Source organism: Calothrix sp. PCC 7507 (genome assembly GCF_000316575.1).
Taxonomy (GTDB): Bacteria; Cyanobacteriota; Cyanobacteriia; order Cyanobacteriales; family Nostocaceae; genus Fortiea.
Window position 1 is genome coordinate 1,035,892 of the sequence record NC_019682.1, and the last position, 21,630, is coordinate 1,057,521.

Consider the following 21,630-nt stretch of genomic DNA (forward strand, 5'->3'; position numbering starts at 1 on the left):
ATCCTTTGTGCCCCATAAAGTCTATTCAAAAATCGCAATCTCGACAATACGATCAACACACCGTTCTCGATAACTTGAGTCATTTAATACCCGATCAGCATTGCCAATTGTCACGACTGGTAAAGAGTTTTGGGCGCTTTCTTCGCGCATTACTTGTTCTAGCGAGTCTTCATCTTTCATGCTTCGATTCGCAGTGAGCAGAATCATCTGATTTTCCTGAGCTACCCTCCAGACAACTCTATCATTGCTATCAATTGATAATCCCACTTCCTCAAATATGACGAAGCGAATTGGAACTAAATCAAGCCAACCTTGACTGGCAATACTACCAAGAAGGATGCGCGCATGTCCTTTGAAATTATGATCAACTAAAAAAATCATGCTTGGAGTTAGTGACGTGCCTTAGATGCTTGCAGTTTTTCCCAAGCGGCTTCCATCCCTGGTGGTGCTGGTAAAGTAGCTATTCGGGCAACACGCTCACGATTTTGCTCCTCGTAATACAGTCGAAGTGCCTCGGCTTCCTTGATAACTTTCTGATATTCTGCTTCTACCTCAGTTTGATTTGCCTCAATGTAGGCTAAGGCAATGTTGATTTGTTCCTCGGATAAGTCAAATAGATCACAGATAAACTTAAGAGGATACTGAGCCGTTACATAATCCATTACGTCGTACAAAGTGATGCGTGTTCCTGAGATCGTCAATCCACGCTCTGTTCGGATGATAGGGTTGTATACAATTAGTTTTACTTGATGTCTTTGTACTGCAATTTGAGCAAGACGTGTCTGAAAAAATGTAATGTTTGGTATGTGTCTAATGGAACCGCGAGATATAATATCCTTTTTGGCTCATTTTCCTCCAGGGCAATCTGATAATTCAGGAATTGCTCTAATGCTGTATGAAAGTCGCTTATAGCATTTCTCAACCTAGTGAGATACATCGGTAAGGGCATGGCACTGCCATGCCCCTACACAGCGTGATATATTTTTGTACTTCATTTGAATGGGAAGCGCTATATCGCTGAGTTACTAGCAAAGCTTTTGATTTCAACAGCAATTTTTTCACCTGCTTTTTCCGCTGCTATCAACCTTTCTGCACCTAAACCCGGATTTCTCACAAGCCGAAAAAAATAGGGGTCGAAAACTGCCAAAATATCTATTGCACATGAATTCCAGCAGTTTTAAGCATGACCCCCAATAAAACAGGTTGTATACCGGAACAGTTCCAATTTGAATCAGTAAAGTCATGTCCAGTCGTAGTTAATTTCAACGGTGAGACTGTAACATCAGATGCCGGAGTAACTTTAATTGCGGAGCTAGACCGAAAAAGGGAGATAACATCACGGCTAGCAGGATGTTTTAAAGATTACCGAGAACAAAATCGAATTGAACATTCGGTCAGTAGTTTAATTGCACAGAGAGTATATGGTTTAGTAATGGGTTATGAAGACATCAATGACCATGAAACTTTACGTCATGATGTGATGTTTGCGCTCTCCGTTGGAAAATCCATTACTTCGGGACAAGAACCAGTTAAAATGGCCGGAAAAAGTACCTTAAATCGTCTTGAACACTGTCCAGAAGATGTTTCAAATAGAGCCGAGAGTCGATATCATCGAATTGAGCATGATGCAGAAGCAATAGAAAAACTGCTGGTTGAAATATTTTTAGAATCCTTTCAGAAACCACCACGACAAATAGTTTTAGACTTGGATGTTACTGATGACTTAGTACACGGTAATCAAGAAAAATCTTTCTTTAACCCTTACTATAAAGGGTATTGCTATGCTCCCCTATATATTTTCTGTGGGAAACATTTATTAGCCTCAAAACTACGTGCTTCAAATGTAGATCCGGCAGAAGAGGCATTGCCAGAATTACAACGAGTAATTAAACTAATACGTGAACGTTGGAGTAATGTGAAAATTCTTGTGCGTGGAGATAGTGCATATTCGAGAGAAGATATTATGAGTTGGTGCGAATCTCAAATCGGAGTAGATTATGTGTTTGGATTGGCACAAAACAGTCGGCTAATTCAACTGTCTCAATCAACTAAATACCGAGCTTTTCTGGAATACTCGCAAAAAATTGAAACCGTAGTAGAGTTTTTTGAAACCTTATTTACTCCGTCAGATGACTTAAAAAAACAAGCAACAGCATTGGTTGATAGCTCAGTTTGGTATTGTTCTCTCGATTATAAAACTTTCTTAAGTTGGAGCCGTAATCGCCGCGTTGTCTCAAAAATTGAATATAGCAATGAAGGAGTAAATACTCGCTTTGTCGTGACTTCACTCCCTAGTAAAAAAGTACCGCCAGGACGGCTTTATACTCAAAAATATTGTCCACGAGGCAATATAGAGAATTGTTTCAAGGAACAAAAATTAGAATTAAAAAGTGACAGAACTAGTACTCATACATTTGCTGGTAATCAATTACGTCTGTGGTTTACTTCCATAGCTTATATTTTGATGAATGCCCTCCGAGAGAAATGTTTGGCAAAAACCGAACTCCAAAATGCTCAAGTTGGAACTATCCGTACAAAGTTATTGAAATTAGGAGCAATTATTACTGTTAGTCGCCGACGGGTTTTGATTGCAATTAGTAATGCTTACCCCTACAAAGAGATTTTCGCAACAGCTTATAATTATTTATCTCGGCTAAAATGCCCTGGTTAATTTTCTCTTAGTTGGAATTATAATTTTATAATTATTAGCTTAAAATTTGGGTTGTTTTACTGGATTCAACCCTAGTTTTACTATGTTTATTGTTATGTTTAAAGAGTTATTGCCTCAGTATTTAAGATTTATATTGTATGCATTTATTCTTATAGGTTAAGTCTTAATACTGCTGTATCCTGTTTTAGAATCCAATTTGATGATGTATCAATTAAATTATCCTAAATTTTGCTAATGCCAATGATTTTTTCTAACTTGTGAGAAATCCGGGCTAAATCAATTTTAAGCGTCACTTTTTCAAATTCAATTTCTAGAGGATGATGAGTAATCACCCATTCTTCCTTTTTAAGTGCGTTTTTAACTGCATCATGGAATAAATCTCTAGCTGACATCTATAAAATTTTGGTGATAAGCGGTTGATTTAATTCCCCCTCTCAGAATCAGAGAAGGGGATGGGGATATTACGCGCTAAAGTATTTCGCTAATGGGTGATGGGTAATAATCGCCGTCGTAGACTGTTCTGGATAAAGTTGTTCACTTTCATCCATATACAGGTTAATCCGGTTAGCCTCCAACAACTCCAGCTGCTTGTACTGATCCTGGATATTCGGACAAGCTGGATAGCCAAAACTATACCGTGAGCCACGATACCGTTGCGCTAAGACATCCCGAATGTTATCAGGTTCCTCAGCCCCAAAGCCTAACTCCCGACGGATTCGGGTGTGTGTCCACTCAGCCAGTGCTTCCGCTACCTGCACAGCTAGACCGTGGAAATACAGATAATCCGTGTATTGATTATCTGCAAACAGCTTTTGAGCAAACTCAGTTGCAATCTCACCCACAGTCACCGCTTGCATCGGGAATACATCAATAATTCCTGACTCTTTTGGTGCAAAGAAGTCTGCAATGCATAGCCGCCGCAAAGACTTTTGTCGAGGAAACTCAAAACTTGCTTTTATCTGTGCATCTGTGCGGTTCGTATCATAAACATACAAAGTATTGCCCTCAGCCTGACAAGAAAAATACCCATAAACCACCTGGGGATGCAACAGATTTTCCTCAATAATTCGCTGTTTCCAAGTTTCTAAAACTGGGTACACTTTTTCAGCTAAGAAAGCTTGATATTCTTCCTTAGATTGATCCTTTGGCTTGCGGAATTGCCATTGTCCCGCAATTAAGGCTTGTAAATCTAAATGCCATAATACTTCCTCAATGGGAATATCTCCAGGCTGCAACAATTGCGTTCCCCAAAAAGGCGGCGTGGGACGTTCAATATCTATGGCTACTGCTTCAGAACGTTTTGTATCCACTTCAGTGCTGAGTTCTGAGTTCTGAGTGCTGAGTGCTAAATTCTGAGTTTTGGGTTCTGAATTTTGAGTTATTGGTTGGGAAGTGCTAATTTCATCCAAAAATCCCTGTAAATCATCCCAGTTAGCAGCAGCTTTAGCTGGCATTAATTTATCCATGAAATGCAAGTCAGAAAAAGCATCTTTGCCATAAACTACTTTACCTTTGTAGGTTTTTTGGCAATCTTCATGGACAAATTTAGGAGTCAACGCCGCACCGCCTAAAATCACGGGAACACTAATTCCTTTTTCGTTGAATATCTCCAAATTTTCTTTCATGAAGGCGGTGGATTTAACCAGCAAACCACTCATGGCAATACAATCAGCTTTGTGCTGTTCGTAAGCGTTGATGATGTTTTCTACTGGTTGTTTAATTCCTAGGTTAATCACCTTGTAGCCGTTGTTGGATAAGATGATATCCACCAAGTTTTTACCAATGTCGTGGACATCACCTTTAACTGTGGCAATGATAAAGGTGCCTTTGGCATTGTTACCCGATTCTGATTTTTCCATGAATGGTTCTAAATAAGCAACCGCCGCTTTCATGGTTTCCGCAGATTGCAAAACGAAGGGTAACTGCATTTGTCCGGAACCGAATAACTCACCCACAACTTTCATCCCGTCTAGGAGGAAGGTGTTGATAATTTCTAAGGGGGGATATTGTTCTAAGGCTTTTTTTAGCTGGGTTTCTAAACCGATGCGTTCGCCATCGATGATGTGACGTTTGAGGCGTTCTTCGACGGGGAGACTGGCATCTAAAGAGCGATCGCGTTTTGTTGTCACCCCAGCAAAAACCGTGGTAAGCTCTGCCAAGGGGTCATAAACGCAGATATCACCCTCAAATTGCCGCTGATTATAAATCAGTTGCCGACAAATTTCTTGATGGCGGGCTTCAATCTTCGACAACGGTAAAATTTTGCTAGCGCTGACAATAGCCGCATCCATTCCCGCAGACATCGCCTCACTCAAAAATACCGAGTTCAGCACCATGCGCGACGCTGGGTTCAAACCAAAGGATATATTAGACACACCCAAAACTACATGACATCCTGGCAATTCTTGACGAATCCGCCGAATGGATTCAATGGTAGCCTTACCGTTATCTCGGTCTTCTTCTATCCCCGTGGAAATAGGCAAAGCTAGAGTATCAAAGAATATCTCTGTGGGAGGTATGCCATATTCTACAGCTTGACGGTAGGCGCGTTGAGCAATTTGAAACTTTTTCTCGGCTGTCCGCGCCATCCCATCCTCATCGATAGTACCAATTACGACACCAGCACCGTACCTCTTGGCTAACTCCAGCACCTGTAAAAATCGCGGTTCTCCATCTTCGTAGTTGGTGGAGTTCAATAAACACTTACCGCCAGCCACTTTTAAACCCGCTTCCATTTTCTCCCATTCGGTGGAGTCGAGCATCAACGGCAGTGTGACATTATTGACAATCCGCGAAACTAGTTCGTGCATATCACGCACGCCGTCACGTCCCACATAATCGACGTTGACATCGAGGATGTGCGCGCCTTCCTTTACCTGCGCCCTAGCCATTGACACCAATCCATCCCAATCTTCCGCATTTAATAAATCGCGGCATTTTTTGGAACCACTGGCGTTCAGGCGTTCACCAATAATCAAGAAAGAATTATCTTGGTCATAAGGTTGAGTGGTGTAAATTGATGCTGCTGCTGGTTCGAGACTCGGCTGTCTAACTTTGGGTTTTAATTCTTTAGCAATTTCTGCAAGTTGTTGAATGTGTTCTGGACGTGTCCCACAGCAACCCCCAATCACTTGGACACCCAAATCTTCAACGAAATGCATCAACGACATCCGTAATTCCAACGGTGTCAAACGGTAGTGTGCTTGACCGCCGACATTCTCCGGTAAACCGGCGTTGGGAATACAGGAGACAATGAAAGGTGAATGTTCTGCCAAATACTTGATATGTGGCTTCATCAAGTCTGGGCCTGTGGCACAGTTTAACCCCAGAATATCAATGGGGTAAGGTTCCAGAATTGTCAGCACAGCGCTGATTTCTGTCCCTACCAACATTGTGCCCATGCTTTCCATTGTCACAGAAACCATCAACGGTCTGCGATCGCCTTTTTTCGCAAACACTTCTTCAATTCCATTCAGCGCCGCCTTAATTTGCAGCACATCTTGGCAAGTTTCCACCAAAAATAAATCAACGCCACCATCCCATAGCGCTTCCGCTTGTTCTGCGAAAGTGGCTTTCATGGTATCAAAGTCAATATGTCCCAAGGTTGGGAGTTTAGTTGTGGGGCCAATGGAACCCGCTACAAACCTGGGTTTTTCTGGCGTAGAAAACTCAGCCGCCACACGCTTCGCCAATTCTGCTGCTGTCTTACTCAAATAATATGCTTGGTCTGCCAAATCATATTCTGCCAGCACAATGGACGTAGCACCAAAGGTATCCGTTTCAATCACATCCGCACCAGCGGCGAGAAAGTCACGGTGAACCTTGGCGACAGCTTCCGGCTTAGTGTGGACTAGATATTCGTTACAACCTTCATACTCAGCGCCGCCGAAGTCTTCAGCGGTGAGGTTTTGCGTTTGCAGGTTGGTTCCCATCGCACCGTCAAAGACGATAACCGGGAGTTCCGGACTACGCAGACGTTCAAGGAAAGGATGAGTCATATTTTCCCTTATCAGTTATCAGTTACTTGTACTGAGCGACTTGTGCCGAGCGAAGTCGAGGTAAGTCGAAGTATCAGTTATCAGTTACCAGTTTCATTGCTTGGGTTTAAGTCTTCCCTAAAGGAGGTGTCATACCATTTCACTTTAATCATGATACAGATGCGTTGGTAAGCGCGGAGACCGCGCCCCTACGAGAAATCTGTCTGTATAAACGTTTTTGTGAATTGGTATCAAGCATTGGTGTGGCGTTATGCACGCCTACACCTGATAATTGTTTACTGACTTAAGTGAGTTTTGTAATACTCGACTTAACTTATTATTTTCCAAAATTCTGATATTTTCCGCAGGATTTTGATGAAGCGACGTAGCAAATGTAGTTTATAGCAGTTTTCAATCGCAAAGCCTGTAGGGGCGGGGAAACCCCCATACGTGTCAACTTAACGTGAAACCCTTGTCAAGACGTGATTTTGAATTAAATCACCTACCATCCAGATCCGCGTTACCCCACCCCTTGCTAAGGGGAGGGGATTGAGAGGTGGGGTAAAATGTATGTCGGGTAAGCGTTGTAGCTCAATTTGACACCAATGGTAAACCCCGCCCTCGAACGTCTTACATCCAACCGAGAACCGTTATATAAGGGCACAATTGCAGTTCATTGACACCACACCACTAATTAGCAGCATTCTGCAACTCAGCCGTACGGACTGATAGCTGCTGTGTATTGTTACCCCGTTGCACTTTTACTTGCAAAACTTGACCGAGGCGACTGCTTTCTACAAGGTTTTGTAACTGTTCAGCGGTAGTGACTCCCTCGCCATCAATTTGCACAATTACATCTCCGCGACGGATACCAGCAGACGCAGCGGGAGAATTGGGTACAACTCGCATCACCAAAACACCATTAACTTCGGGGATTTGGATAGGAGAGTTGGGATCAGTATTATTTTGCTTGGCTAACTGGGGTGTCAAAGTTAGCATTTGCACACCTAAATAGGGGTGACTAACTTTACCAGTGCGTTGCAGTTGTGCGGCGATCGCTTTCGCTTTATCAATAGGAATAGCAAAGCCAATCCCCATAGCATCAGCCCGAATCGCTGTATTAATCCCAATCACTTCACCCTGACCATTGAGTAATGGTCCACCAGAGTTACCAGGATTAATGGCTGCGTCAGTTTGAATAAACTCTAAACGTTTGTCAGTGATACCCACTTGAGCGCTAGAACGTTTTAGGGTACTGACAATTCCCAAAGTCACAGTATTATCAAATCCTAAAGGATTACCGACTGCGATCGCCCAGTCTCCCACCTGGACATTACTAGAAGAACCCAAAGGCGCAACGGGTAAATCATTACCAGCGTTAATCTTCACCACCGCCAAGTCTGTTACTTCATCAATACCTTGAACTTTACCTTCAAAAGTGCGGCCATCCTTGAGCCTAACTGTCACCTTATCAGCTTTATCAACTACGTGAGCATTTGTTAAAACCAACCCACTCTTGTCCAGAATAAAACCAGAACCTAGACCGCGCAATTGCTCCGTGGGTGACTGTCGGGGGAACCCATCACCAAAAAACTGGCGGAAAAATGGGTCTTCAAAAAATGGATCATTACGACGGGTAATTGTCCGCTCTGTATCAATCCTTACTACTGCTGGACCAACCCGATTAACTGCTGCAGTCACAAAACTACTGTTACCAACAGCAGCCGAGGCGGGTGATGGTTTTTGCGCCACCAGTGCTGGAGTATCCACAGTCACGGGACTTGGCGCAGGTTCCGCTTGGGAGGGTAACACCCGCAGAGTGCTAACAGTCAGCGCAACTCCTAGAAATATAGCTAAAACATGAGAACTAAATTGGCGTATAGAAAGGAATAATTTGGCAAATCGCATAATCACAACCTAAGTATAGAAGCCTAATTGTTGCTGAGTCGTGACGAATGGTATGTAAAGTTATTTTTACACTGTTTCAGGTTTCGTCTGTATATATGTACCCAAAATTTTCTTTGGAGTATTTTACAAGTTATACCAATTTAAAAAAAGAATACGACAGATGGGTAGGGGCACGGCACCCATAAACTATCGGTTTTCCCGAAAGTCTATGGAAGCCGTGCCCGTACGAAGAATGTATGTGTTGCAAACATTATTTGAATTGGTATTACCTGTAATCAAAGTAATTGAATATTCAGCCCAAAAGCTATTATGGACATTTACCCTGAGAAGGTTCGGGTTTTACCCATCAATTTTTCCATTGGTCATTTGTTATTTGTCATTTGTAAAGAGTCAAGAGTGATTCTCCCTCATCTCCCCCTGTCCCCTCTAGGCTAGGATTTTAGTAAAAGCAGAACTTTGACAACCCATGAACGGATCAAACAGCTCATTTCAAGAATCTTCGCCGACATCCCAACCAGATGAACACTCCCACAATCACCACACAGATCATACTCATGAGCCGGTCAAATCTGTTCATCCCCACGTCCATAGTGAAGAGTCATTACGGAAAATTGTCAATCGACTTTCACGTATAGAAGGACACGTCCGCGGCATCAAAACAATGGTACAGCAAAGTAGCCCTTGTCCTGATGTTTTATTGCAAATTGCCGCAGTGCGGGGTGCATTAGATCGGGTAGCAAGAATTGTTTTAGACGAACATTTAACTGAGTGTATTGCTAGAGCTTCCAAAGAGGGCAATATTGAAATTGAAATTGCACAATTGAAAGCAGCTTTAGATCGGTTTTTGCCTTAAAAAATAACTAGCATCACAACTAAGATTATCGAAAAAGTAAATTTGATGTTTTAGCTGAAGTTCGTGTTTTTTTTAATCCCAGTTTTTTCAAATCGTCAGACAATTGTAACAATATAGAAAAAAATGCTTAAAAGTTATGAAGCGACTATTGAGAATGGTCAGCTAAAATGGCTAACAGACGAGCCAAAACCATCATTTGCTCGTGTGATTGTGACGGTTCTAGAGGATACCACACAACCAGTAAAGCGCCGGACTCCTCCTGCTTCCATTGCAGGTAAAGGTAAAACCTTGGGGGATTTGGTTAGTCCTGTTGTTGAAGAACAGGATTGGGAATGTCTCAAATAATTGTGCTAGATACCCATATTTGGATTTGGTTTGTCACTCAAGAATTCCAGCTATTCCCGTCTCACTGGCGAGAGGCGATAGAGACGGCTGACCAAGTAGGTATTTCACCTGTATCCTGCTATGAAGTGGCTTTAGCGCAGCAAAGAGGAAGACTGGAATTGCCTTATAGTGTTGAGCAATGGTTTCAGGAGGCTTTGGAACCAACAGGTATTACATTATTTCCACTAACTGCCGAAATCGCTTACAAAGCAGTCAGCTTATCGCCTGTTCACAAAGACCCCTTTGATCGTTTGATTATCGCTACAGCAATAACTTATAAAGCGAAGCTAGCCAGTATTGATGGCTTATTTTCTAAGTATTCAGAACTCGATACACAATTAATGAGATGAACTAAAACATTATTAGCAGGTAATAAAATAATCATAAAAATATGCTTATAGCAAAATATCAATTTCACTATTCTTTAATTAGTAACCCAACTAAACCATTAATCCTTTTTTTGCACGGTTTTATGGGTAATATTGATGAATTCGATGCAGCTATAAAATTATTATCTGATGAATTCTCTTATTTGACACTAGACCTCCCCGGACATGGCAAAACTCAGATTTTAGGTGGGGATGAATACTATAGAATGGCAAACACTGCTCAGGCTTTAATTAGCTTATTAGATGAGTTAAATATTGCCAAATGCTTTTTAATTGGTTATTCGATGGGTGGAAGATTGGCTTTATATCTCACCTTACATTTTCCCGGACGTTTTTTGAAAGTCGTTTTAGAATCAGCTTCCCCAGGTTTATCAACAGAAGTAGAACGATTAGAACGAATTAAACGTGATGCTGGAATAGCCAGAAAATTAATCAGAGATGACTTGAGTAATTTCCTCTCTAATTGGTATAACCAACCAATTTTTGCTGATATCAAAAATCATCCAGAATACGATCGCATGTTAGAAAGTCGGTTGCAGAACGATCCACTGGAATTGGATAAATCCCTACGCCTTATGGGGACTGGCTCCCAACCTTCCCTATGGGAAAAACTCCCAGAAAATACTCAGCCACTGCTTTTACTAGCAGGTGAATACGATCAAAAATTTATAGATGTCAATACACAGATGGCGCAAAAATGCAATCTATCTCAATTAAAAATAATTAAAAATGCTGGACATAATATTCACTTGGAAAATACACAAGAATTTGTGCAAAATGTCAGAGATTTTTTGAGTAAATGACTACTGATGACTGTTAACTGTTAACTGATGGTTGATTAATTGTTTTTAACTCCTCTTGTAAGATTTTCTGATAAATCTTAGGCAAAGAACGACTGACAGAATTCGTTTCTATGCCATATCCCAAACTTGTCCACGTTGGAGACAATCGCCGCAATACATCGTTTAACTTTCCCTGACGCAGCTGCTGAGAAATATCAGTTCCCCAAACTTGAGAATCACTCAACCAACGATAAACTACTGTATCTTGATACTCTGGTTCAAAGCTATAAGAAGCCCAAAACATGATTTTCATGGGGTTGGGATGATAGCGTGGTGCAATTTGATACCAAGTAGTGTTGATAATTTGATATCTACCCGCGGCTGTGGAACAATTACCTGTGTTGGGCCCTGTAACAATAGTGACGCATACCTCTGGATGACGGCTGAGATCACTGACCTGCTGACCACCATACAACAGCGAATAAGGACGCTTACCACTGGCTTCACTGGCGGAGATGGTTCGCATTAAAGCACGGATATAAGGATCGCCACCTTTCATCACCAAGGGCGGCTGTTTAACTCCAAAAATAGGATCGGTAGGCGATCGCAAATTTCCATGTATATACCACTGCAACAAGCATACCAAGCCTAGAAGCGCGGCTATGGGTCCAATTAGTTTTTCAACACCTTTGAATTCAAAGCCTTTCAGAGTCCAACTCCTTAAATACTCGCTCTTTTAGCTAACAACAATCATCGACGCACTCATTCCGGGAAAGTTCACACCTGATTGTTTAGTGATCATTTACGATTCGCTCAAGACGACATTTAAGAAAAATAAGATATCAACACTGTTGAAATAACTCACCAAAGCTTTTAGCAGCAGCATCTGGTCTAGATACAATCTCCACAATTTTATTACGTGCCGCTGGCTCAAATAGGGACTCGACACTCACCTGGGCAACTTTTTGGCGGGGAATGCTGCCATCAAACAATGTATCAGCACCTTGCATCACTATTGGGTTGGAGTTATCTTCATTCTTCAACCCACCAGGACGCACAATCGTGTAGGTAAGACCACTTTTTTGAATATACTCCTCAGCTTGCTTTTTCCAAACCAAAATCAGCCAGAACAAGTTCAGTGGATGGAACAACTGGGAAGTACACAAAGAAGAAACCAAGACAAAATGCTCAATTCCCTTGGCTTTAGCCACATCTACTAAATTTTTAGTCCCCTCAAAATCTACCTTATAGGGGCCAGTAGGATCAAAGCTGGGTTTTGCTCCAGTAGCACACAGTAGGACAGTGCTATCGCCTAAAGCAGCAGTCAGACTTTCTGGGTTTAACACATCACCAACTACTAACTCGGCTTCCGGAGACAAAATTCCTCTCGCTGTCTCGGTATCCCTCACCAATGCACGGACAGGAATGTTACGCGCTATCAATTCTTGTACAATCCGCCGACCTGTTTCGCCTGTCGCCCCTGCTACAAATGCTTTCATGATAAACGCTATCCTAGAAAACTGATATATGATCGTTCAGCTCCTTATTGTAGTGATTCTATGAAGTTCATGACAGATTCATGAGGATTCGGCCAAAATGGGATCTGAGTACGAAGCTACCCACCCCAGCCGGGAATGATTAATAATAGTCAAACGCCAAAGTATACAGGAACGCGTTTATGCTTTCAACAAATGGTGAATACCCATCTTTGGAAATAACAGAAGCAATTTTGCCTGTGGCGTCAGGCCTAGCAGAAGCCGAGGATACACTCACAGGAACAAATGTAGCGACGCTCACAAAATTTTATGGTCGCTATGAAGATTATATGGAAATGTACGCCCCAGCACAAACGGTTGCTGAGTATCTTAATGGTCACGCCTCATGGTTTTCGCGTTGTGCTGAACCAATGAAGGTACAACCGCTAGGAGAAAATGGCTACGCTTTAATTATCGGTAAATTTGGCTCTTTTGGTTATGAAGTAGAGCCGAAAGTTGGTTTAGAACTTTTACCCCCAGAATCAGGTATCTACCGCATTCGTACCATCCCCGTTCCTGATTACCATCCACCTGGTTATGACGTGGACTATCGCGCATCGCTACAGTTATCAGAGAGCGCGGGTGAGGTGACACGAGTGGAATGGGAATTGGATTTGGAAGTTCATCTTCACTTTCCCCGGTTTATTCAGCGATTACCCAAGTCTTTAATCCAATCTACAGGCGATCGCCTACTTAACCAAATCGTTCGCCAAGTCTCCCGCCGCTTAACACGCAAAGTCCAAGAAGATTTTCATCAGTCTTTAAGATTACCCTTTCCCGCTAGTTTTAAGAAAAAGAAGTAAATAATCCCGTTGACAGTCATCAGTTAATAGTCCATCCACTGTTAACTGATAACTGATAACTGTTAACTGTTAACTGTTAACTGTTAACTGTTAACTGACTACGCATTAGTAAGAATTCTTTGGACGATTTGCACGCCAGTCACAGCCTGCCAAGCAAAAAGCCCTAAAAGTGTAAAATTCAGCAGAATATGTGTCACACGTGCCCAATTCGCTCCTTTTTGCATATAGGGAGACAAGGCAGCAGAAAAGGCAACGATACTTGTTATACCTAACCCTGCTAGCAGGTGAGGCCCGACAAACAACTTCCCATTGTTGATGTAAGTCACAGCCATACCACCAATTGAACCTGCTACCAGAAAACCCAGGAGTATAGATCCAATTTGGTGGTGCTTAATGTTATATCTACCTTTAATCAGTTCTTTTTTCTCTTCACCTTGAGCATTTCTAGTCCGCTGTACTTTTAGCCCGAGGTAGGCAGCATAAAGCGAGAGTGCGAATAGTACCCACATAGTCAGTGGGTGAAAGAAGTTCAGCCAATACTTAAAGGATGCAGAAAGTTCCAAATTCATAGTGTTCTCGCCTGATTCTTAAATCTTCATAAAAATTAGCATAACTCTATTTTTGGTCATTAGGGACTGGGGACTGGGGACTGGGTATTGGGTATTGGGGATTGGGTATTGGGGACTGGGTATTGGGTATTGGGTATTGGGTATTGGGTATTGGGCAAGAGTTATTTTTCTCCCCCTGCCCCCTTGCCCTGAGCGAAGTCGTTCGCGGAGCGTCTCTAAGAGAAGGGCTGCCCCCTTGCCCCACTCCCTCTTGCAAAAGTTGATAAACAATCCCAGACTAAGTTCTGAGGCTAGATCAACAAAACCCGCTGTTGGGGAATCTTATCATGACTGAAAATAATGATGTTTCACTGCTGATAGCTGCTAAAAGTGGTGATATTAAGCGGCTGTGTGCGCTATTGGCTGTTGGTGCTAAAGTGGATACGTGCGATCGCGATGGGACTACGGCTTTAATGTTTGCGGCTAATTTAGGCTATACCGAAATTGTGCGATCGCTGCTGGATGCTGGAGCTAATATTAATTTACACAGAAAGCGCTATGGGTTGACGGCTTTGATGTTGGCTGCGAGTGCCAGTCAACTAGATACTGTCAAGCTTTTAGTCAAAAGAGGTGCTGATGTGAATGCCATTAATGAAGATGGTAGTACAGCTTTAATGGCAGCAGCACTCAAAGGTGACGTTGATTTAGTCACAGTCTTACTGGCTGCTGATGCCAAGGTGGATGTTACAGATAAAGATGATGATACTGCTTTGAAACTAGCAGTTAAGCATGGACACACAGCCGTTGTGCAAGCAATTGCACAAAATAGTGCAGATGTCAATAATCAAGATGAAGAGGGTGAGACACTCTTGATGATTGCGGCAGATTTAGGATATCTGGATCTTGTGCAAACCCTGTTAGATGCTGGGGCTGATGTGCAGGCAAAAAACCAAGATGGAGGAACGGCACTGTTAGCAGCAACAGCAGCAGGACATAGTGCGATCGCCTCAATCTTACTCGATCGAGGTGCCCAGATAAATCTCCAAGATAGAGATGGTGAAACTGCCTTACACCTCGCTGTTGTGGAAGGCTACGTTGACGTAGTGCAAGTGTTACTTAATCGGGGTGCAAATGTACAAATCAGAAACCATCTAGGTGACACACCAATACTTGTAGCAGCGTTGCAAGGACACAGCCAAATAGTTGAGGCCTTACTAATTGCTGGGGCAGACATTCATGGGAAAAACCTGGGTGAAACACCTTTGACGCTAGCCGCCTCCCAGGGACATACCCAGACAGTTGAGGTGTTGCTAGGCTATGGTGCTGATGCCAATATAATAAGTGATGATGGTAAAACGGCTTTAATCAAGGCAGTAGAACGTAACCGCCCAGCGGTGATAAGGCTACTACTTGCTAAGGGGGCAGATGTGAATTTTCAAGACTCTGCTAAGGCAACGGCGTTAATATGGGCTGCTTCAAGGGGTTATGATGAAGTTGTGCAGGTACTGCTCCAGGCTAGGGCAAATGTGAATTTAAAAAATCGCGGTGGTTATACTGCTTTGGCGATCGCAGAATTTAATGGCTATAAAGATATAGTGCAGAGTCTGCGGCAAGCTGGGGCGCAAGAGTAGGAGCAAATAATACATTCCCCATTCCCTGCTATTCATTAACTATTGGTTTGGTAGTAATATTGTTGTATTTCCAAAGTTTTGATTTAAATTTTTGCGAGCCTCACGGCGAGCTTGTCTACGTATCAGCTTCCGTCTCCTTCTCTTGGCTACTTTCCTAATCTCGGCAGGCCTGACAGTCTGGCCTTCTTCAACCTTAATAAGTTGCCTCCGTGCTTGAGCTTCTGGAATAAAAACAGATGTGGGGGCAAAGAAGATTAAAGCCAAGATTAGGGCTTTAGCGAGCTTATGCATAGGAATTTATCATTGAATAGTCAACAATCAAACTATCTTATAACTGTAACGCAGATGTTTGTAATTTTTATGAACTTCCTGGTTCTGTCTTAATGAAAAAACCATAATAGATAATTATATCAATTCAATTAATAATTGCGATACATGGATTGTCGTCAAGGGAGGGGTTTCCCCGCCCCTACAAATGTATCTGTTGCATTCTTTATTATGAATTCCTATTATCAGCTTGATGCTTTTTGCAGAGAGCAAAACTCCGTCGCAACCGCTGTAAATCTGCTGCGACAGAGAAAGAAGAAATTGAAACACCAAGATAGAGAAGGCAAAATGCTTGCACCTCAAGAATATTAAGGAAGCAAAAATTAATAGGGAATTTACCTTTTACCTTTTGCCTTTTCTCTTTCTCGGCGTTTCCTACTGTGCTAGATGTGCATAATATATAGGTTTTAATTTTGGGGAAAAGTATTCTAGTGATCAGTTTTTATGTATCATACTGAACCTTAGCGGCAACAACTCAGGTGGAGCATGGAGAAAGAGGGTTTTCTGGCATGACAATTAATCAGCCGCACATGATAAGCTGATGTGCGTCTAAATTATCTAAACACTCTTTATGATTGTTGACGGTTGACGGTTATGCTGCGTAACAGCTGATGAATGATCAAGTTTCCAAATTGCAATGTCATCGACGATTTTTGTGGGTGGGAATTGGCTGTCAACGAGGCACTTCATGGCAGTTGATGGCAAGAGCTATTCAGCAAGTGTTTTTAGAGCATCGACTAGAAGAAAGCGCGATCGCAGGTATTGCTACCATTGATACTAAAGCCTCAGAAGTAGGATTAGTAGCACTTTGTCGCCTACGCCATTGGCCTTTAAAAATCTTTCCAGCAGAAACTCTGTACACTGTTTCCGTTCCCAACCCGTCGCAAATTACCGCACAAGTAATGGGGACTCCAAGTGTGGCGGAGGCTGCGGCTTTGTGTGCAAGTCTAAATTTATCTCACACTAAGACAAGCCACCTTTGCGCGGGGGTTCCTAGCCTTGAGAAGAGTAGCGCGCAAAGACGTGAAGGGGTGAACCCAGTTTTATTAGTTCCTAAACAAATTTTCCGGTTAAAGGGTGAACCAGGTACAGTGACTATAGCTGTTGCTCAAGTTGATATATTAATCAACCACTCGCAAGAAATAATTAATCACACTAGAAACGATCGCCAACACAATTGATCCTAACAAAGCAGACCAAAAATTTTGAATTTCAAACAGATTACGAGGAGTCAATGCACTTGCGAGCAAAAGAGTCAAGGCATTGAGGACAAATGTAAATAAACCAAAGGTGAGTAAAGTAATTGGAAACGCTAAAAAACTCAAAATCGGGCGAATAAAAGCATTCACTAGCCCGATGATGATAGCAGCAACTAGGGCAGCGACAAAGCTCTTGATGGAGAATCCAGGAACAATGTTAGCCGTGATCACCAACGCCACCGCAGTACCCAGCCAAGTGAATAAGAAGTTTTTCATAAGTTATTTTTGGGCAATTAGTAGAAAATTTCACAAGCATTTACGCCTAAAAGTAGTGTAATTTTGCAACACTGACAGTGACAGTTAACAGTGAACAAACTGATAACTGATAACTGTTAACTGATAACTGTTCACTGATAACTGTTAACTGTTAACTGATAACTGTTCACTGATTAACGCGATCGCCTCAACAAAATTTCCCAGGTAGCACCACCAACTACACCGTCAGCCTCCAAACCATAGCGCGTTTGCAGGGCTTTCACTGCTGCGTCGGTTGTCGCCCGAAAGTCTCCATCTATACCACCTTTGAGGAAACCAAGCCTTTGCAGTTGTGTTTGTAACTTGACAACTTCTGAACCACGGTTTCCTAAACGCAAAATTGGCAATCCTTCTGCAGTGTATTGAATACCAGGGGTACGTTCAGAGATAAGTATTGGTGTAATCCGAGTTGGTACAGGCTTTGATTCTCTGGGAGTTGTGGTTTGTCTGGGTTTAGTTGGCCTTGGCTCAGGTTTAGAATTAACAACCCTATTGACATTACCAGACTGAGTGGGAGCATTTAATGTCCTGACTACGGTGGGTTTTGGTTGAGATACAGGAGTGCTTGAGGCTACTACTGGTTCACTAGGGAACAGTCTTTGCCAAGTATTGGCGTCAACGATGCTATCTGGATTCAAACCAGCTGCTTGCTTAAACTGGGAAACGGCGTTAGCTGTGGCATCTTTATAGATACCATCTACTGCACCTGTGTAAAAACCCAATAGTTTTAGAGCTGCCTGAAGTTCAGATACACGTTCTCCTTGGCTACCAATGTTGAGATTAGGGCGGTTGATGCTATCTGCGCCGATTGCTTGGGCAATTTTTTGTGGCGCGGCAATTGCTACCACCGCTGAGGAACCAATGGAAACAGGCATAGATGAAAATAAAAGTAAGCAATAAAACCTGTGATTACACAAGAAACGAAATAGTTTTCGCGAGTCTAAGTAGCTCAAGATACTTGTTGACAGGCTGCCTTTCATGGGATTTGCCACCGGAATCTTCTGTTGCTAATATTACAGCCGCTTGAGTCTCTAAAACAGATGTTAAGCTGATGTGCGTCTAAATGTGGTTGTTGACGGTTGACTGTTGACTGTTGACTGCTAAGAAAGTAAACAAGGCTAAAACCCTTCTACCTATTGCCTTTCATTACTATGCGATCGCATTATTAATTGCTGCTTCTGGGCCGACTAAAGATAAATATGGTGAGTGTAAATACTTATTAGCGGCGGCGATCGCATCGGCAACCTGCACAGATGCAATCAACTCCTGGAATTTTGTGTCAAATTCAATTCCTAATCCCAAAGTTTCATACCAACCATAAACCTGAGCAATTTGCCCGTTAGTTTGTTTCCCTAAAGCATACTGTCCCAATATCTTGTTTTTAGCAGCTTGGAAGGCGCTAGGCGATACTTCTGTGTGACTAAGTAGCTCTACTTCTGTCCGCAGTCCTTGCAAAGCGATGCTAGTGTTTTCTGGTGCAGTACCCATATAAACTACGAATGAGGCAGGAAACAGCCTTGTGGGGTAGAAGGCGGATACTTCATAGGCTAATCCCTGTTTTTCTCGCAATTCCACAAACAGACGGCTAGAAAGTCCATTTCCTAGGTAGGTAGAAAGCAATTTCAGTGGAGCGTAGTCAGGAGAACTGACTGAGGGGCCTAAATAACCCAGCATGACAATTGATTGCTGTGTCTGTAGAGGCTTGATTTGGTGCTGAGGTTCCAGCTTAATATCAGGTAAATTCGGGGTTGGTAGAGTTGTAGCGGTAGCTTGCCAATCACCAAAAACTGTCTCTATCAGTTTTATGGCATCTGCTGGTGTAATGCGGCCAGCAATACTAATTACTAGATGATCTGGACGAAAGTATGTCTCGTGATACTTGACTAAATCGGCACGAGTTAGATTAGTCATGGTTGTCTCATCTCCTAACACCGACATGGCGTAGGGATGGTCTTGATACATTACCTGTCGCAGTTGATCGAAAGCAACAGTAAACGGCTGCTCTTTTTGGGAACGGATATCTTGCAGTGCTAAACGCCGTTCTAGTTCCACTTGGGTTTCTGGGAAAGTAGGCGATCGCAAAATCTGCCCTGCCAATGCTAAAATTTCCGGAAAATCTGATGTTACTGTTTTCAGCGACAGCAAAAAATAGTCACTGGAAGCATCAGTACTCAAACTCGCCCCCACCGATTCGACTTTTTCGGCAATTTCCAAGCTAGAAAGTCCGTTGCACCCTTTAGTCATCACTGCTGACAGCAAATGCGCCAAACCAGCCTGCTCTCGCATTTCGCAACAACTACCAGCACGAACAAAAATTCGCGCCGCAATAATATCTGCAGCCGGATTTTCTGCTACCAGCAAGACAATGCCATTATTCAGTACAGTGCGGTGGATTGGAGAATTAGATAGGGAAGGATTCACAGTTTGAGTCATTAGTGGACAGTTGTCAGTTATCAGTTACTTGTACTGAGCGTAAAGCCTGCGGCATAGCTTCTCTTCGAGACGCTATTCGCGTAGCTTGCTTCCCGCAGGGGTACGCTTAACGCGGAGCGTCTCCGTCAGGAGAAGTCGAAGTATTAGTTGTCAGTTGTTTACAGCCACTGACGATGAGCCACTGACTATTGACACTAACGGGGTTTAAGTACAGTCACCGCGTAATTTTGGGGTGAAAGATACTGTTTAGCTAATTTTTGCAGTTCTTGGGTATTAAATGACTGAATCTGCTGGGGATATTTCACTGCTAATTCAGCGTGGGCGATCGTGCTGTAGTATCCATAAAGTCCAGTCAGTTGATTTGGCGTTTCTGTAGAAAAGGCATAGTCATTACACAGCAACCTCTGCGCCCGCTCAAGTTCCTGCTGGCTAATTTCTGTGTTCCGTAAATTCTCTAAGTGAGCGCAAATCAACGACTCAACTTGCTCCAGGTATTCTGGCTCTAACCACGCAGTAATTGTAAATAAACTCGATTCCCGTTGTAAGGAAAAATTGCTGCAAATTCCCTGTACTAATTGTTGTTCTTCTCGCAAATCCCTGACTAAGCGTGAAGTCCGCCCTTCGGAAAGGATCACTGCTAACAAGTCTAACCCATAACCAGTACGGAGTTGTTCAACTCCTGGAGCCGTCCACGCCATCAGCAACCTGGCTTGCTCTAGCCGTGGTAAATATATTTCTTGACGACGAATTCCCGTGATTTTCGGCTCCAAGACTTTTTCTAACTGGGGACAATCAAAGCGTTCAGCAAAATCCTTAAAGGAGCGATTAACTAATTCTAGAGCTGAATCTTGGGCAATTCCCCCAACAATCACCACCGTCATATTTTCCGGCTGGTAGTGAGCGCGATGAAAACAGCGCATAGCCTCTGGTGACTGTTGCATGAGTTCTTGTTCTGTGCCTAATACGGAACGTCCGTAAGGATGGCGCTGGTAGATGCTCTGCATGAGAGCCTGAAATCCTATCCAGTCTGGATCATCGTGGTAGGAGCGGATTTCTTCTAGCACTACGTCCCGTTCACGGATAAATTCATCTTCAGGAATAGCAGCATTCAATAATAGATCCCCTAAGTGGGGCAGCGTTTCTTCTAGATAAGGAGCCGCTGTAGTTAGCGAATAATGAGCATAATCATAACTTGTAGCGGCATTACTCACTCCGCCTCTATTTTCAATGTTATGATCGAAAGCCCCAGGGGGTGAGGTTGCTGTACCTTTAAAAATCATATGTTCCAAAAAGTGCGCCATACCAAACCACGGATCTGGCTCCAAGGTGGCTCCAGCACGCACCCAAACGTCCGCCACAACTACAGGGGTAGTGGGAATTTGTTGATGAATAAACGTTAAACCATTGTCTAGTCGAAAAACCGAGGCTGGAAACACGGTATTAGTTAGTTGTTGTGACAATTTTTTGTAGCTTTAACCACAATTTAACGCAATTTCGCTATCTTAACTCCGAAGCAGATGCAAATTAGAATCAATTTATACAGATTTTAGTTTTATGAACAAGCGCTGCTAACTCTTATAGTGACTCTTGTAGGAGTGTATATGCTCACGCCTAAGAAAGATAATTATGCACAAGCGTTTCAATCCCTAATAGAGATTTAAGTTAATTGTGACAGGCGATCGCCATAAGCCTACCAACCATTCATTTGTCGCAAAGATTATTGAAATGGGTCTAACGTTCTCAATGCAAGGTGCGGTTTTATATTCAAACCAGGCGATGTCGGACGACAAGCCCTCTGCGTCTACGCATTTTGTCTTGATATAAAATATCCCTTTTTATATGAAGAGGGATGTGTTTTCAACGTGATTAATCGAT

At 42.7% G+C, this 21,630-nt stretch carries 21 protein-coding genes and 1 pseudogene; 8 read left to right on the forward strand and 14 right to left on the reverse strand.

Annotated elements, in window-relative coordinates; translation table 11 throughout:
• Positions 1-21 precede the first annotated feature (21 nt).
• The 4 genes and pseudogenes from CAL7507_RS04605 to CAL7507_RS33570 form a co-directional block, all read right to left on the reverse strand.
• The gene (locus tag CAL7507_RS04605) at positions 22-381 is read right to left on the reverse strand and encodes a hypothetical protein (RefSeq protein ID WP_015127265.1); all 360 of its coding nucleotides are present in this window, start codon (positions 379-381) and stop codon (positions 22-24) included.
• Positions 382-389: 8 nt separating this feature from the next.
• Complete coding sequence (locus tag CAL7507_RS32960) at positions 390-701, reverse strand: DUF433 domain-containing protein (protein ID WP_015127266.1); 312 nt, start codon at positions 699-701, stop codon at positions 390-392.
• 41 nt (positions 702-742) lie between these two features.
• Positions 743-949 (reverse strand): element excision factor XisH family protein, encoded by a 207-nt coding sequence (locus tag CAL7507_RS32965; protein WP_083862875.1) that lies wholly within the window; start codon positions 947-949, stop codon positions 743-745.
• Between the two features lie 81 nt (positions 950-1,030).
• Positions 1,031-1,099, reverse strand: a pseudogene (locus CAL7507_RS33570) (element excision factor XisH family protein); the annotation flags it as partial.
• An 84-nt stretch (positions 1,100-1,183) separates the two neighbouring features.
• Between CAL7507_RS33570 and CAL7507_RS04620 the strand changes: the two are divergent.
• Complete coding sequence (locus CAL7507_RS04620; RefSeq protein ID WP_015126936.1) at positions 1,184-2,671, forward strand: IS1380 family transposase; 1,488 nt, start codon at positions 1,184-1,186, stop codon at positions 2,669-2,671.
• 221 nt (positions 2,672-2,892) lie between these two features.
• On the opposite strand, the gene CAL7507_RS30505 is transcribed toward CAL7507_RS04620, so the two are convergent.
• The 3 genes from CAL7507_RS30505 to CAL7507_RS04630 form a co-directional block, all read right to left on the reverse strand.
• Positions 2,893-3,063 carry a XisH protein gene (locus CAL7507_RS30505; RefSeq protein ID WP_015127267.1) on the reverse strand — a complete coding sequence of 57 codons (171 nt, stop codon included), beginning with the start codon at positions 3,061-3,063 and terminating at the stop codon, positions 2,893-2,895.
• A gap of 69 nt (positions 3,064-3,132) precedes the next feature.
• Positions 3,133-6,669, reverse strand: coding sequence for a methionine synthase (gene metH / locus CAL7507_RS04625; RefSeq protein WP_015127268.1), 3,537 nt, complete (start codon positions 6,667-6,669; stop codon positions 3,133-3,135).
• 669 nt (positions 6,670-7,338) lie between these two features.
• Complete coding sequence (locus CAL7507_RS04630; RefSeq protein ID WP_015127269.1) at positions 7,339-8,556, reverse strand: HhoA/HhoB/HtrA family serine endopeptidase; 1,218 nt, start codon at positions 8,554-8,556, stop codon at positions 7,339-7,341.
• A 466-nt stretch (positions 8,557-9,022) separates the two neighbouring features.
• On the opposite strand from CAL7507_RS04630, the gene CAL7507_RS04635 reads away from it, so the two are divergent.
• The 4 genes from CAL7507_RS04635 (at position 9,023) to menH (ending at position 10,985) form a co-directional block, all read left to right on the forward strand.
• Positions 9,023-9,409: a metal-sensitive transcriptional regulator gene (locus CAL7507_RS04635; RefSeq protein ID WP_015127271.1), complete on the forward strand. Its 387-nt coding sequence runs from the start codon at positions 9,023-9,025 to the stop codon at positions 9,407-9,409.
• Between the two features lie 123 nt (positions 9,410-9,532).
• On the forward strand, positions 9,533-9,754 hold the full coding sequence (locus CAL7507_RS04640) for a hypothetical protein (protein ID WP_015127272.1): 222 nt from the start codon (positions 9,533-9,535) through the stop codon (positions 9,752-9,754).
• Positions 9,742-10,143, forward strand: coding sequence for a type II toxin-antitoxin system VapC family toxin (locus CAL7507_RS04645; protein WP_015127273.1), 402 nt, complete (start codon positions 9,742-9,744; stop codon positions 10,141-10,143). Before CAL7507_RS04640 ends, CAL7507_RS04645 begins: the two co-directional genes overlap by 13 nt.
• A gap of 41 nt (positions 10,144-10,184) precedes the next feature.
• Positions 10,185-10,985 carry a 2-succinyl-6-hydroxy-2,4-cyclohexadiene-1-carboxylate synthase gene (menH, locus tag CAL7507_RS04650; RefSeq protein ID WP_015127274.1) on the forward strand — a complete coding sequence of 267 codons (801 nt, stop codon included), beginning with the start codon at positions 10,185-10,187 and terminating at the stop codon, positions 10,983-10,985.
• A gap of 13 nt (positions 10,986-10,998) precedes the next feature.
• Here the strand turns inward: menH and CAL7507_RS04655 are convergent, their stop codons facing one another.
• Both CAL7507_RS04655 and CAL7507_RS04660 read right to left on the reverse strand, forming a co-directional pair.
• Positions 10,999-11,673, reverse strand: a complete 675-nt coding sequence (locus CAL7507_RS04655) for a glycoside hydrolase family protein (protein ID WP_083862876.1) — start codon at positions 11,671-11,673, stop codon at positions 10,999-11,001.
• Between the two features lie 133 nt (positions 11,674-11,806).
• The gene (locus CAL7507_RS04660; RefSeq protein ID WP_015127276.1) at positions 11,807-12,463 is read right to left on the reverse strand and encodes an SDR family oxidoreductase; all 657 of its coding nucleotides are present in this window, start codon (positions 12,461-12,463) and stop codon (positions 11,807-11,809) included.
• Between the two features lie 179 nt (positions 12,464-12,642).
• Here CAL7507_RS04660 and CAL7507_RS04665 point away from each other — a divergent pair, with 179 nt between their 5' ends.
• Positions 12,643-13,302: a DUF1997 domain-containing protein gene (locus tag CAL7507_RS04665; protein WP_015127277.1), complete on the forward strand. Its 660-nt coding sequence runs from the start codon at positions 12,643-12,645 to the stop codon at positions 13,300-13,302.
• Positions 13,303-13,400: 98 nt separating this feature from the next.
• Here CAL7507_RS04665 and CAL7507_RS04670 read toward each other — a convergent pair whose 3' ends face one another.
• The gene (locus tag CAL7507_RS04670; protein ID WP_015127278.1) at positions 13,401-13,871 is read right to left on the reverse strand and encodes a DUF4079 domain-containing protein; all 471 of its coding nucleotides are present in this window, start codon (positions 13,869-13,871) and stop codon (positions 13,401-13,403) included.
• A gap of 326 nt (positions 13,872-14,197) precedes the next feature.
• On the opposite strand from CAL7507_RS04670, the gene CAL7507_RS04675 reads away from it, so the two are divergent.
• Entirely contained in the window at positions 14,198-15,481 is a 1,284-nt protein-coding gene (locus CAL7507_RS04675; protein WP_015127279.1) for an ankyrin repeat domain-containing protein, read from the forward strand.
• Between the two features lie 938 nt (positions 15,482-16,419).
• Positions 16,420-16,989 (forward strand): cobalamin biosynthesis protein, encoded by a 570-nt coding sequence (locus CAL7507_RS04690; RefSeq protein ID WP_015127282.1) that lies wholly within the window; start codon positions 16,420-16,422, stop codon positions 16,987-16,989.
• On the opposite strand, the gene CAL7507_RS30515 is transcribed toward CAL7507_RS04690, so the two are convergent.
• The 4 genes from CAL7507_RS30515 to CAL7507_RS04710 all read right to left on the reverse strand — a co-directional run bounded on the left by CAL7507_RS30515 (position 16,930) and on the right by CAL7507_RS04710 (position 21,191).
• Positions 16,930-17,283, reverse strand: coding sequence for a phage holin family protein (locus tag CAL7507_RS30515; protein WP_015127283.1), 354 nt, complete (start codon positions 17,281-17,283; stop codon positions 16,930-16,932). The two genes, CAL7507_RS04690 and CAL7507_RS30515, sit on opposite strands and share 60 nt — an antisense overlap.
• A gap of 173 nt (positions 17,284-17,456) precedes the next feature.
• Positions 17,457-18,197 (reverse strand): peptidoglycan-binding protein, encoded by a 741-nt coding sequence (locus CAL7507_RS04700; protein WP_015127284.1) that lies wholly within the window; start codon positions 18,195-18,197, stop codon positions 17,457-17,459.
• A 274-nt stretch (positions 18,198-18,471) separates the two neighbouring features.
• The gene (locus CAL7507_RS04705; RefSeq protein ID WP_015127285.1) at positions 18,472-19,755 is read right to left on the reverse strand and encodes a pitrilysin family protein; all 1,284 of its coding nucleotides are present in this window, start codon (positions 19,753-19,755) and stop codon (positions 18,472-18,474) included.
• Positions 19,756-19,949: 194 nt separating this feature from the next.
• Complete coding sequence (locus CAL7507_RS04710) at positions 19,950-21,191, reverse strand: pitrilysin family protein (protein WP_015127286.1); 1,242 nt, start codon at positions 21,189-21,191, stop codon at positions 19,950-19,952.
• Positions 21,192-21,630 lie beyond the last annotated feature (439 nt).